General features: G+C 61.9%; 7 protein-coding genes. 2 read left to right on the forward strand and 5 right to left on the reverse strand.

All coding sequences use genetic code 11. From position 1 onward, the window contains the following. Nucleotides 1-3,177: dermonecrotic toxin domain-containing protein (locus HX869_RS15770; RefSeq protein WP_372865388.1), on the reverse strand; the 3,177-nt coding region annotated here is incomplete at its 3' end. 284 nt (nt 3,178-3,461) lie between these two features. Between HX869_RS15770 and HX869_RS15775 the strand changes: the two genes are divergently transcribed. Further along, nucleotides 3,462-9,377 (forward strand): NEL-type E3 ubiquitin ligase domain-containing protein, encoded by a 5,916-nt coding sequence (locus HX869_RS15775; RefSeq protein WP_178903310.1) that lies wholly within the window; start codon nt 3,462-3,464, stop codon nt 9,375-9,377. 5 nt (nt 9,378-9,382) lie between these two features. Here the strand turns inward: HX869_RS15775 and HX869_RS15780 are convergent, their stop codons facing one another. Then, on the reverse strand, nt 9,383-9,691 hold the full coding sequence (locus HX869_RS15780) for a chaperone modulator CbpM (protein ID WP_003217397.1): 309 nt from the start codon (nt 9,689-9,691) through the stop codon (nt 9,383-9,385). Nucleotides 9,692-9,693: 2 nt separating this feature from the next. Continuing rightward, nucleotides 9,694-10,641, reverse strand: coding sequence for a DnaJ C-terminal domain-containing protein (locus tag HX869_RS15785; protein WP_008439071.1), 948 nt, complete (start codon nt 10,639-10,641; stop codon nt 9,694-9,696). A 288-nt stretch (nt 10,642-10,929) separates the two neighbouring features. Here HX869_RS15785 and HX869_RS15790 point away from each other — a divergent pair, with 288 nt between their 5' ends. After that, nucleotides 10,930-12,198: an Hsp70 family protein gene (locus HX869_RS15790; RefSeq protein ID WP_003217400.1), complete on the forward strand. Its 1,269-nt coding sequence runs from the start codon at nt 10,930-10,932 to the stop codon at nt 12,196-12,198. A gap of 134 nt (nt 12,199-12,332) precedes the next feature. Here HX869_RS15790 and HX869_RS15795 read toward each other — a convergent pair whose 3' ends face one another. Together HX869_RS15795 and HX869_RS15800 are read right to left on the reverse strand one after the other, a co-directional pair. Next, nucleotides 12,333-13,346: an AI-2E family transporter gene (locus tag HX869_RS15795; protein ID WP_003217402.1), complete on the reverse strand. Its 1,014-nt coding sequence runs from the start codon at nt 13,344-13,346 to the stop codon at nt 12,333-12,335. A gap of 186 nt (nt 13,347-13,532) precedes the next feature. After that, nucleotides 13,533-13,847, reverse strand: coding sequence for a PsiF family protein (locus HX869_RS15800; RefSeq protein WP_003217404.1), 315 nt, complete (start codon nt 13,845-13,847; stop codon nt 13,533-13,535). Between the last annotated feature and the right edge of the window lie 58 nt (nt 13,848-13,905).

The raw sequence follows: 13,905 nt of genomic DNA on the forward strand, positions 1-13,905 counted from the left end.
CCCGCCGCGCCCGCTCAAGGGGTACCCACGCCTGCCGCCCGACAACTGCGATAGCGGTTTGAAGAACGGTTGGGCGGGTTGCATCTGCAGCACCTTGCGCAAGGCACCGCGCGACAGGGCATGTTCCTGGATTTTGCCTCTTAACTCCGGCCCCTGCCCAATGCCTGGCAATCCCAGAGACTGGCGGTGGGTGTCTGGCAGGGCATGTTGCAAGGCGCCGTACAGATTGTCGACGACATGCAGGCTTTGCCCTCGTGCGTCAAACGCCTCGTAGCGTCCATCGCCCCTGTGCACCAATACCTTGCGGTGCGCGGACTCGGGTGGGCCATAGCCGGCACGCAGGCTTCCGGCCAGGGAGCCTTCGCGAACCTCAATGCGCAAGTCGTTTCGCCAGCCAGGAAGGCGCTCCAGCGTGTTGAGCGCCAGCGCTTCGGTGTCGACATTGGCCAACTCGTCCAGATAAAGCCCTTCGTACGCCCGGGCCAGACGCAGATGCCCAAGTTGCCGGCGCGCTTGCTGCGCCAGCTCCAGGGGAATCTTGCGATTGTTGACCAGGCTCGCCCGCTGCGAGGGGCTGGCACCTTCCAGCAGTTCCTCGACCATGACCGGTGGCAGGCTTTTGAAGTCGCGCGCGAACAGTTGCAGTTCGGCGCTGCCAGGCGATGACCGCCCGAGGTAAAGGCTGTCGAACACCCGCCGCAGGGACTGTTTGGCATAGATTCCCAGCCGTTCCTGCAACGCCTGGCTACGCAGCGCGGCCCCGTAGGGCATATGCTGGCCGAGCAGGTTTTTAAGCTGCTCCTCGGGCAAACTCTCGACGATCAACGCCGGCAGCTTGCCACCGAACAGGTCTATGCGGCTGATGCTGATCAGTTCCGTCCCGGGCGCATGAGGTTGGCCATACAGGGCAGCCGTCCTGCTGGTGCCCTGGCCGTCAAATACTTCGATGGTCCTGCCGGGCGGCCAGCCGGTCATTTCCACCATCAACGACGCGGCGTAGCTACCCAGGTCCATCGACATCGACCCCGCAAGGATCTGCCCACTCAAGCTTTCGGCACGCCCGTAAGCCCGCATGCGCACCGCCGTATCGAGTGTGATGGCCGGCGTCGGCTCGCTTTCCACGTACAGCCGGCGCAGCACGCTTTCATCGGTGTCGCTGATCTTGCGCACTTGCTCCAACTGCGTATCGCTCAGGCCTTCCATTACATGGCTCAGTCGCCGCATCAGCGGAGCACCTTGCCACGTCAGGGGCTCATCGGCCTCATGGGTCCAGGCGCCAGAACCGTTGTTGACGATCTGAGGCTCATACGCCTCGGGCCTGCTGGGGTGCTGGACCCGGTACACGCCCGGTTCGTCTTGCGCGGTCACGGCGTAGCGATTGCCGTCCACCGACACGACCTGGCGCCCATTGACGGTATGTAGTCCCGCCTGGTCGGGAACCGAGCCTGCCGGCAGTCGGATGTCCTGCGCATAGGGCGCAAGGTCCGGCTTCCACAAGCGGGCCTTGCCCGACGGCAGCCTGATCGCCTTGAGTCCTTCGATAAACGGCGACAGGCTGATATGCAACGCAGCGCCGCCCACCGCCAGTTGCGCGAGATTTTCCAGCACGTCAGCGATATGCGCCCAGCCGGCCTCGCGGTCACCCTGGCCGAGTTCAACCACGCCCTCCAGCACTTCGTACAGCAGTTGCCCGGCCGTGACCACCGCCATCAGTGCACCCAAGGGCGGAATGAACATCGACACCAGGTTCAAGGTGAACAGGCCGATGTTCATCAGATGCGCCATCCGCCGGTCGTGGCCAGCCGCGTCGGTGTGAGCGGTGGGTATCGCCATGCTCAACCCATCGTCGAGTGCGCGCTTGCGCATGTCGGCGTACAGCTCGTCCCAAGGGTCGACGTCGATCCACAGCCCCTTGATCGGGTGGGCGTTGAGGTTCAGGTTTGGCTGGTCCTGCGGCGTGCGGCTGATATGTCGCGGGGACTTTATGACGGCGTTGATCGCCTGGAGTTCGGTAAGGGATTTTCTTGCGTAGTACTGTCGCCACGCTGGATCAGGGCCCAGGGCCACGCGCCTTTGCGGTTCATCGACGCGTTTCTCGGTGAACCGCCCGTAGTAGTAAGCCAGGTATTTTTTCCCGATGAACCGTGAGAAAAACTGTTGGTGGGCCGTGACCTGAACACCCCTGCTGTCCCAATAGTCCTCGGGTCTGTAAGCGGTCAGCTCACGGGTCGTTTCCTCTGCATAGTCGGCAAAGGTTTTGTAGCGCTTGATGGGGTGCTCGGGGTGGTCGGGGATGTAGACGATAAGCCAGGTGCCATACCCATGCTCCACGCTCGGGTCGATCATGAGGCAGCCGTGCATTTGCAGTTCCATGATACTGGGCCAGCGGTGCCAGACCTGCTTGCCTTCGTGCTTGATGCGTCGCTCGCCATTGGCGATGCGCTGCAGTAGCGCGTAGTCGTCGCTGCGAATATCACCTTTGAGCAACGCCACGTAGGCGGCGGCTCTGAAGGCGTCCTTTTGCCGGGTGATAAAGCGTTCACGCAGCAGGTTCCTGGACACGGTTTGCACGGGCAGCAGGTAGGTGGTGAGGTGTTCCTGGTACAGCCTGCCCAGGTCCAGGTCGCGGCATAACCGGGCGAAGGTCTCGATCGTCAGGGTCGTGGTATGGCGCTCGAAACGGCCATCCGCGCCGGGAGCGGTGATAAAGCCTGAAGCACTGTCGAAGAACCCGGCGCGGGTCTCGCGCGCTTCAAAATTGTTCAAGGCCGCTTGCAACAGGGACAAAGTCTTGGTCCGGTAGCCTGTCGCTAGTCCTTCGACCGGTACATAGAGGCGCAGATGCACCTGGTTGACGTCCAGCTCAAACCCGGCGGCCTTCAACGTGGCTTCAAGCAATGGCCGGGCGAAGGCGTTGACCTCTTGCACCTTGCCGGTCGCTTGCTCCAGTGCAGTGTGAGACTTGATGCTCGCCTCCAACAGGTTTTGCAGCGCAGCCTTCTGTGCCGGGGTGGTGGCCGCATACCAGGCGGGGATCTCTGGCTTGGCCTGCGTGATGGCTGCACGCAAGGCAGGAGATGCGCTGACCAGGCTTTCGGGGATGGCGGCTTTGATCTGTGCATAGTGACGCCCTTCGCCGCCCGGCAGGAGCGAGGTGGAGGCTTGAGGTGCTGGCATAAACGAGTACCGATAGGGAAATTAAGGCAATGACCTTAATCAGTCGCCCCCGGCACTCGGCGGTAGCTATTTGAACGGATTGCCCCCCCTGGACGAACACTCAAAAAGCGCTGGCAGGCTTGATGCACACGGGGGGATTTCCATGGGGTAATTAAGTCGTCGATCCATAGGTAATCCGGGGCCGATGCGTTAACTATTGCGTGCTATCCAGCGGCTTTTCGACTTATTAATCCACAGCGGTTTTCAGTAGCCTTTTTCCTTTGCTTACCCAAAGGAATGCCCCCATGCAGGATGCCCCCTCCGTTACTCCCCTCTCATCTTCCGACGACAACAGTGCGTTCATTCGCCAGGCCATTCCGGACTGGCTGGTACAGGCGCCGGCCCACCGCATAGAAGCGTTGAAACAGGCCAGGCTCGAACAGGCGCAGTGGATGGACAGCTTGTCGCCGCTGCAGCGAAGAACCTTGAAGGCGTTCAATGAAACCAGTTTCAAATCCCAACACGCGGTGGATAAACACCTGGCCAACGTCCAGGCACTCAAGCCCTTCGCCATAGGCCTGCTCAACGGCGCGCTGAAAGAACAATTCAACCTCACCGTGGATGTCGAAGGTACCTCTCTTCGTTTGTATGAGCCGCTGAGGCTCGGCACCCTGGGGATCAAGGCCGGCGAATACAAAGTACTGGAGGTGTCGCTGGTGCAGGCTGCCCTGCATAACTTTGAAGCCAGTGAAGGTGAAGACGGCGCATTCGATCCTGCCTCCGGGTTCACCCAATACCCGGACCGGGAAGGCGCCTCTCCCAGGATCAGCCCGGCGCTGACCGTACCCGCCTTTATCAGGCTGTGCCGTACGCTGGACGTGGGTGCCCGCTACCAGGCGCACCTCAAGGAAACATTACTGCCCACCGACGAGACGGCCGCCACCCGGTTGCGCGACGCCGTGATCACCAGCCAGAAGGATGCCCTCAGGGCTGCGGCGTACCTGGCGCTGCTCAAGCAGGACATTCTCCCGGATGACTTCACCATGGTGCTCAAGGTGGTCGACGGCGAACGCAACCCGACGCTGGGCGGCAAGCCGGTGTGGTTCAGTTGCCTGAGCGTGATGGACCGCGCGCTCATGGGGAGCGTGGTGTTTACACCGGTGGAAAAATATCGCTATGCCACCGACTTCATCGTCTACCTGCCCCACGATCCGGAGCACCCGCTCAAGCGCTACAACAGCCTTGATGCGCTGAAAACCGAACTGAACCGCCAGTGGGTGGCGCGCGACAAAGCGCCAAGCGAATCCGGCAATAACAACCGCCCGACGCCCACGAGCTACCAGCATTTTTTCAGCCAGTTTCTCAATGAGCATGACAAGCCGGCGTTCTTCAACCGGTTTACCGAGCCCGCTGCGGACTCCACCGCCGCCGTCGACGCAGTAGCGCGTTCGCCGATGACCCAGACAATGCTGCAACTGGCCTTCCCGGTATTGACTACGACGGTCATGCCCCAGTCGCTTCCGCCCCCGAAAGCCGGCTGCAGGGTGGTGAAGACGGGCGCTCCCGACCTGTACCTGATGGTGGTCTCAAGACAGGGCCTGTGGGCTGACAACGTCGACCTGTGGGCCAACCTGTTTGAGCATGGCCGCGACAAGGCCCTCGGCGATGCGCGCGACCAGGCAGTGCCCACCGCCGATGTCGACGCTCGGGTGCGCGGGCAAAAAATCGCCCGTTGGCTGGAGGCCGGCGCTACCGTGCTCGGCCTGGGACTGGCGTTCGTCCCGGTGCTCGGCGAAATCATGCTGGCCGCCATGGCGGGCCAATTGCTCTACGAAACCTTCGAAGGTGTGATCGACTGGGGCGAAGGCGACCGTGATACGGCCAAGGCGCACTGGTTCGACGTCGCCCAAAACCTGGCCGCCATGGCGCTGCTGGCCGGCGCGGGGAAAGGCCTGCAAAAGCTCGCTGCACCGCCTACACCCGCGTTGGTACAAGGGCTCAAGCCGGTTCGTTTGCCAGGTGGCGAGCTACGGCTATGGAAGCCGGACCTTACGCCTTATCGCAGCCCCGTCGTATTGCCCAAGGACGCCACGTTTGATGACCTGGGCTTGCACAGCCACGACCAGCAGCCGCTGCTGCCCCTCGACGATCAACTGTATGCCGTCAAACCCGAGCCCGACGGCGACACCTATCGCATACAACACCCCACACGCTCCGACGCTTATGCCCCGCAGGTGGCGCATAACGGCGCAGGTGCCTGGCTGCATGAAGGCGAAGAACCACTGACCTGGGACGGCCCGGCGCTGATGCGCCGCCTGGGTTGTCGCACCCGGGGCTTGAGCGACGCACAACTGGAACAGGCACGCCTGGCCAGTGGCACTCGCGCCGATCAACTGCGCCAACTGCATGTGGACCTGCAACCGCCGCCCGCCCTGTTGAGCGACAGCCTGGCGCGCTTTGGCATCCATCAGCGGATCGAGACGTTTATCGAGAAGATGGGCAGTGACGACCCGCTGGATTATGCGCTGGCCGACCCGGCGATCACCGAGCGCGTGGTGGCGCACCGAGGCTTGACCTATCCGGCGGTCCTCGACCCGACTCCCCGGGTGCTGGACGAACAGACGATGCTGTGGCGCCGGGAAGTTGCCCAGGCCGCCCGGGACAGTCGGACCTCGCTGTTCGACGCGGATTATCGCGCCCATAACCTGACCCGCTCGCCCCCGGTACAGCAGCTCATTGACAGGTTTTCCGGCCTGCCGGCGGAGGTTGCCAGGCAGTTGCTGGAAACCGCCACGGACGCGGATTTAACTGCGCTGAGTGGCCATCAGCAGTTGTCACCAAGGCTCACCGCCCTGGCGCGCGAAAGCCAGCAGCAAGTGCGCATTGCGCGGGCCTATGAAGGCTTGTTCCTCGACACCCTGCAGAGCCAGGACAGCCTGCGCTTGGCCCTGCATACCCTGCCCAGCTTGCCGGGTTGGGACCCGAGCCTGCGAGTGGAAATCCGCTTGGGCAGCGAACAGGGCCCCCTGATCGACGCCGTCGGCCCAGAGGCCGACGCACTGCCGTTGGTGCTGGCGATGGGTGAAGACGGAGCGTTCGGCGCCACCGACCTGTATGGCGCCGTTCTGGCACGTCTTGAACAGGGCCAGCGTCGAGCACTTGGCGAAGCCGCACGGGACGCCGGCACCTTGAAGCAACGGGTGCGGCAAACGCCATTGGCCCGGGACGAGCTGCGCTCGGTGCTGCTGGAATACCCGCTGCTGCGCAAACCCTTGGCAGGAGACCTGCGCCTGCGGGGCGGCTCCCCGCTGCACAAACTTACTCAATTGCGCAGCACCCATACGCGGGTGCGCAAGCTGTATCCGGGGTTCAGCGACGAGCAGGCCACAGCCTTCATCGAGACCCTCGGGAGCGATGCGCGCACTGAGTTGACGCGCCGGGAAGACCAATACGCCGCCCTCAAACGCGCACTCAAGGACTGGGTGAATCGCAGTGCCCGAGAAGATACGAGCCGGCGTCCATTTGAGGTAAACCCGGGACGCCGGGAGCAGTCAGTGGCCGATGCGTTGAGAGATTGCTGGCGCCGACAGACCGTGGACCGTGCCGGGGCCTACACCGGGCGCCGACTGGAAATCAGCGCCCAGGTGAACCTGCCCAAACTCAGCGCCGATTTTGGCCATGTCGAGGAGTTGGTTCTCGACTACGTGAGCTTCAGCGACGGCCCCGGGCAGTTCCTTGGCAACTTCCCCAATCTGAAACGTTTGACCCTCAAACAAGTCGGCGGTATCGGACGCCATACGCTGACCGAACTGCCCGAAGCAATCACGGCCATAAAGGCGCTGACGCACCTGGACCTGTCGAAAAATGCCATCCGCCTGAGCGAAATCAGCGCCGGCCAACTGGCCGGCCTGAGCCGCCTGGAAGAACTGTGCCTGAACGACAACCCCTTGGGCACCCTGCCGGATTTCAGCCCGCTGCTACGACTGCGCAAGCTGGAGCTGCGTGACACCCGGATCAATCAGTGGCCCACAGGCCTGCTGGAACTGCCGGAGCTGAGAGAAGTCGACCTGTCCGGCAATCACCTGAGCGCGGTGCCCGACAGCCTGCTCAACCCAGCCCCCGAAAACGTGGAAGCCAGCATCCGTCTCAACCGCATGACCCGCCTGCGTGACAACCCATTCACCCCGCAAGCCAATCAGCAGATGCGGGCGTACATCGCTCGCCTGGCACAAACTCGCCCGGGCTGGCGCAACGGCGGCCAGCCTGGCGCCTTCGAAGTACCCTTGAGCCACACCGACGAAATGCGGCGGATAAGGGACCTGTTTCCCGGCTACAGCGAGGAGGAAAACGAGCAATTCGTATTGCACGCAGGCGACGGGGCGCCGGCTGAACTGACGCGACTGGAAGGCGAGTGGCAAACCTTGAGCACCCAACTGAACGCCTGGGCCACACAACGGTTCCTGGTGGCTGCCGACAGCGAAAACCTGCGTGCAGGGGATGCCAACCATCGCCAGCAATTCGCTCGAGACCTCAAGGCGTGCTGGCGGCGCATGACTCCCAAAGTGCTGGCCCAAGATGGTTCTCCCGCCGGCTACACCCTTGAAGCACTCGGCTTGAGAGTCGGCGACTTGCCTGCGCTGGAAGCAGATTTCAGCCACGTTGGGTCAATCAAGCTTCAGGACATGCAATCCGTATACGGCCTGGATGAGTTTCTCGGCCACTTCAGTCACACCCGTTGGCTCGACCTGTCGTACGGAGAGTTGCGTTCAATCCCGCCCAGCGTTGCCCGGATGACTGGGCTTACCCGCCTGGACCTCAGGAGCAACCAACTTTCCCTGAGCGAGGCCGACGTGGATCTGCTGGAGGGGCTCACCTCACTCAAGATCATCAATCTGAGCCGCAACCCCCTGGCGCGTACCCCCAACTTCGCAACCCTGCCGAACCTGCGTAGGGTGAATTTGAAAAACACCGGGATCACCGAGTGGCCGCAGGGCTTGGGGCCACATCAGGCGTTGGACATCGTTAACCTGGCGCAGAACCGCATCACGCAGTTGCCCGAGTCCCTGGTCAACCCGCTGCCCGAGGAGGCCGAGGCATTCATCTACGTCAACAACGTCACCTTTATCGACGGCAACCCGCTGAGCACCGAAGCCCGCAGGCAGTTGGTCGAGTATTGGAGCAATGCAACCTTGCTCCACCGCGAGGCAGCAGCGGGCCGGCAGCCCGGCGCGATGCGTTATCGGGCGCCACAGCCCGCTACAGTCGAGGTTCACGCGCCTCAAGAACAGATCGTGGACGACACACCGGAGCCGGCATACCAGCACTGGATGGATGGTCTGTCACCCGAGGAAATCGACGTACGACGCAGCCTGTGGGAGTCGATTGCCGAGAAACCCGGTTCGCAGATCTTCCTCGACATCCTCGACAACCTCAAAGAATCGGCGGAGTACCGCAGCCGCTATACCGACCTGCAATCGCGCCTGTGGCAATTGCTCGATGCGGCCCGGGACGATGGCTTGCGTGAAGAGCTGTTCAACCTGGCGGGTGACCCGCGCTGCGGCGATCGGTCGGCCCTGGTGTTCAGTGACATGGAGACCAAGGTGCTGACGTGGCAAGCCACGCGCTATGCCGCCGATGGCGAGGCGGGACCGGCACTCTACACGTTGGCCAAAGGTCTTTTTCGCCTGGACGAGGTGGAAAAATTAGCCAGCGCAGACATTCGGGTTCGAGAAGGCATGATTCGCACGTCGACCATGACCCCTGAACAAAAAGTCGCCGCCCTGGAAAAACTGGAAGATATTGAAATTCGCCTGGCCTATCGCATGGGCCTGGCCCGCCGCCTCGGCCTGCCCGGTCAGCCCAACGATGCCCGCTACCTCGCAACGGGACAGGTAGCGCCGCAGATCCTGAATAATGCCGCCATCACAATAGAAAAACTGGACAACTCCAAGAAGCTCGTACAGTCGCTGCTGGGCCGCGAATTCTGGCAGGCCTTTATTCGCAACCATTATGACGATGAGTTCAGAGTCCTGAGGGAGCCCCATGACGTGCGCTTGAATGCGTTATCCGAGGAACACGATGCGGGCGCCCTAAGTGATGAGGCATACGCAACCCAGGCTGAAAATGTGCAACTGCAACTGGCCGTGGACGAGGCGCAACTGATTCGCTCGCTGACCCTGCGCGACTGGGTGCCGTGCAAGGCGCGCTGCAGCATCACCTGATGGATTCAGGGCGTTTGCACCAACCGCCCCAGCCGCTGCTTGAGCATCTGGTTCTCGGCCCGCAGTTGCTGGACTTCCTCCAGCAGGTCGAGCGCCAGGGCGACGCCTTCCCATTCCAGCTCCAGGTCCTTTTGCAGCGCCGAGGCGCGCTTGGCCAGGGCCAGTTCGTAATCGGTGAAGCGCCAGGACTCGGGACTGGTCCCCACCGGTTCAACGATGCCGTGCTCGACGATTTCGATCACGTAGGCCACCGACAGGTCGGTGGCCTCACAGAATTCTGCCATGTTCACTTGAACCAAACGGGGACTGCTCATCGTTAGCTACTCCATGATTCTCTTGGATCGAAGGCGGCTTTTTGTGCCAGTTCCTGCCACAACGCCTTGACCTCGTCGTCGGTGTTTTTCGGCATCACCGCCTTGAGTTGCACAAACAGATAACCGCGCTGCCCGGCCTTGTTCAACAAGCCATGGCCCTTGGCGCGCATGCGCTGGCCGTTCTGGCTGCCGGCCGGCACCTTGAGGTTGATCTTGCCGGTGAGGGTCGGCACCGCCACTTCCGTGCCCAACGCCAGCTCCCACGGGGCCAGTGGCAGGGTGATGATCAGGTTCTCACCTTCCACATCGAATTTAGGGTGTGGCGCGAACTTGATGATCAAGTACAGATCACCATTGGCACCACCGCCAATCCCAGGCGCGCCCTGGCCCTTGAGGCGGATGCGCTCGCCGTCGGCCACACCGGCCGGGATCTTCACGTTCAGGCTCTTGGTGGTGTTGCTGACGTGCTGGCCGGCCGCGTTGTATTGCGGCACCTGGAAGTTGACCTGCTTGGACTCGTTGGACAGGGTCTCTTCGAGGAAGACCGGCAGTTCCATTTCCACATCTTGCCCTCGACGCCCGGCACTGCGGCCCTGGGCACCACCAAAACCATTGCCGCGCGAACCGAAGATCGAGCTGAAGAAGTCCGAGAAGTCGCCGGTGTCCTGGCCACCGCCGCCATAGCCACCACGGCTCTGCCAGCCTGGCGGGCCCTGGAACGGCTGGCCATGCTGGCCGTATTTGCGCAGATCGTCGTATTCGGCGCGCTTGTCGGCACTTTTCAGCGCTTCATAGGCTTCGGACGCGTCCTTGAACTTGGCTTCAGCGTCCTTTTCCTTGCTCACGTCCGGGTGATATTTGCGCGCCAGCTTGCGATAGGCGGCCTTGATCGCCTTGTCGTCAGCGGTGGGTTCTACACCGAGAATCTTGTAATAGTCTTTGAAGTCCATCGGGGGCATCACCATCCATTATCGATATCGCACTGCCAGCGTCACAGCATGCGCCTGTTTGCGGCGTCTGGATTGACCGATCTCAATCTTGTGACCGAAGGGTGCGTCAGAAGTTTATCGGCGCTGCGGGCAGAATCCTGCAGCCACCAACCGTATGGGGAGGATTTGGGGGCAAAGGCCGGGCTTTCAAGGTAACAAGTGCGTTGTATTTAGCGGATAGTCGGCCTACGCATCTGCACGCGGGTGGCATACACTGCGCGGCCGTTTTTCAACCGGAACCCGATTGACATGAAAAACCCATCCCCAGCCCGTGCCTGCGGTATCGACTTCGGCACGTCCAACTCCACCGTCGGCTGGATTCGTCCCGGCATGGAAACGCTTATCGCGCTGGAGGACGACAAGATCACGCTGCCGTCGGTGGTGTTCTTCAACTTCGAAGAGCGCCGCCCGGTGTACGGTCGCCTGGCCCTGCACGAGTACCTGGAAAACTACGAAGGCCGGCTGATGCGCTCGCTCAAGAGCCTGCTGGGTTCCAAGCTGATCAAGCACGACACCAGTGTATTGGGCACGGCCATGCCGTTCACCGACCTGCTGGCGCTGTTTATCGGCCAACTCAAGAGCCGCGCCGAGACCACCGCCGGGCGTGAGTTCGACGAAGTGGTGCTGGGCCGTCCGGTATTTTTCGTCGACGACGACCCGATGGCCGACCAGGAAGCCGAGAACACCCTGGTGGACGTGGCCCGCAAGATCGGCTTCAAGGACATCTCGTTCCAGTACGAACCGATTGCCGCGGCCTTCGACTACGAGTCCACCATCGAGAAAGAAGAGCTGGTGCTGATTGTCGACATCGGCGGGGGTACCTCCGACTTCTCCCTGGTGCGCCTGTCGCCCGAGCGCCGCCAGATCGACAACCGCCACGACGACATCCTCGCCACCGGCGGTGTGCACATCGGCGGTACCGACTTCGACAAGCAGCTCTCGCTGGCCGGCATGATGCCGCTGTTCGGCTACGGCAGCCGCATGAAGAGCGGCGCTTATATGCCCACCAGCCACCACATGAACCTGGCGACCTGGCACACCATCAACTCGGTGTACTCGCAGAAATCCAAGCTGGCGCTGGGCAGCATGCGCTACGACATCGAGGACACGGGTGGCATCGACCGCCTGTTCAACCTGATCGAGCAGCGCGCCGGGCACTGGCTGGCGATGGAAGTGGAAGAAACCAAGATCCAGCTGACCCGGCAGGACAGCCGCCATGTGCTGCTGGACCGGGTCGAGCCGGGGTTGAGCGTGGAATTGAGCCGGGCGTTGTTCGAGTCGGCCATCGATGGCTTGCTGGAGCGGGTGCGCAATGCGGTGACGCAACTGCTCAACGACGCCTCGGTGGACGTGGCCCAGGTGGACACGGTGTTCTTTACCGGGGGTTCCAGCGGGATTCCGGCGCTGCGCCACAGCATCTCGGCGATGCTGCCGAATGCGCAGCATGTGGAAGGGAACATCTTTGGCAGTATTGGCAGTGGTCTGGCGATTGAGGCCAGCAAGCGCTACGGCTACTGAGTTTTAGCTGAAACCGTGGCGCGCCCTTCGCGAGCAAGCCCGCTCCCACATTCGGCTGCATTCCAAAGTTGGAACTCGGTCAAATGTGGGAGCGGGCTTGCTCGCGAAGGGGCCAGTCCAGGCAACATCAATGCCTAAACCATCCCCGCCAGCTTCAACTCACTCTTCAAGTACGCATAATAAATCGGCCCCGCCACCACCCCCGGCAGGCCGAACGCGGCTTCGAACACCAGCATCGCCAGCAACAATTCCCACGACTTGGCACTGATCTGCCCGCCGACGATCCGCGCGTTGAGGAAGTACTCGACCTTGTGGATCACGATCAGGTAGCCCAACGCCGCCACCGCCACCCAGATCGACAGCGACAAGGCCACGATGGTGATCAGGGTGTTGGACATCAGGTTGCCGATCACCGGCAGCAGGCCCAGCAGGAACGTCAGCACGATCAGGGTCTTGGTCAGCGGCAGGTGGATCCCGCACAACGGCAGCACCACCGCGAGGAAGATCGCGGTGAACGCGGTGTTCAGCGCGGCGATCTTGATCTGCGCGAAAACGATGTTGCGAAAGGCCTGGACCAGCAGGTGCAGGCGATCAAACAGCGCGGCCGCCAGGGGTTTGCGCTTGGTCAGGTCCGGCACCCGTTGCAGGGCGATGATCGCCCCCAGCACCATGCCGATCAACAAGGTCACGAACATGTGCGCGGCGTCTTTGCCCACCAGTTGCAGTTCGCTGAGGTGTTTGCTCAGCCATTCGCCGATGGCCACGCGGAACTCGGCGGCGCTGGCCGGCAGGTAGGCGTCGAGGAACGGCGGCAACTGGCCGCGGGCACGGTCGACCACGCCCATGAACTTATCGAGGGAGGCCCCGGGGTTTTCCGCTTCGTGCAGCAGGAAACTGATGGCCCCGGCGAAGATCAGGGTCAGGATGCTGACGATCAAGGTTCCCAGCAAGGCTACCGCCAACCAGCGCGCACGCCGGCCTTCGATCAACCGCTGCAACTGCGGGGTGAGCATGTTGACCAGCTCATACACCAGCAGCCCGGCCAGCAGGCTCGGCAGCAACTTCAATGGCAAAACCAGCAGCAGCCCGCCAAAAATCAGCACGCAACTGACCAACAACAACACGTGACGCTGAGAAAACGTTGGCATACAGCCTCAAAACGAACGGCGTTAAAGGATGGGCAGTCTGCCAGCGTTGGGCGAATCAAGCGAGAAGTCTAAACGCGGTCCAATGTGGGAGCTGGCTTGCCTGCGATGGCGGTGGGTCAGCCAACAAAGGCATCGACTGTCAGGTCGCAATCTTAGGCAAGCCAGCGCCCACAGAGTTCTGCATCATTATTTCTTCAGGCAGGTGCTCATAAAGGTTTTACGCGCATCGCCGGTCAGCGCCTGGGTTTTCGCGGTGGCGTTGCAATCTTTCATCTTCTGTTGCTGGGGGGTCAGGGTCTTGGCGTCGTTGGCCGCCGGGGCCGCCTTGAGGCAGTTGCTCATGAACGCCTTGCGATCATCACCGGTCTTGCCACTGGTCTTGGCTTCGGCGTTGCAAGTAGTCATTTTTTGTTGCTGAGCCGTCTGTGCGGCAGTCGCGGCAAAGCCTTGGGAACACAGCAGCAGGCCCATCATCAACAGCGGAATACGCAGCATCTTCATGGAGTTTTCTCCCTGTTACCGTGCCGAGGGGCACGGCCTCCCCAGCAGTGTAGTCAAA

The organism is Pseudomonas sp. P7779 (genome assembly GCF_013386315.1).
Taxonomy (GTDB): Bacteria; Pseudomonadota; Gammaproteobacteria; order Pseudomonadales; family Pseudomonadaceae; genus Aquipseudomonas.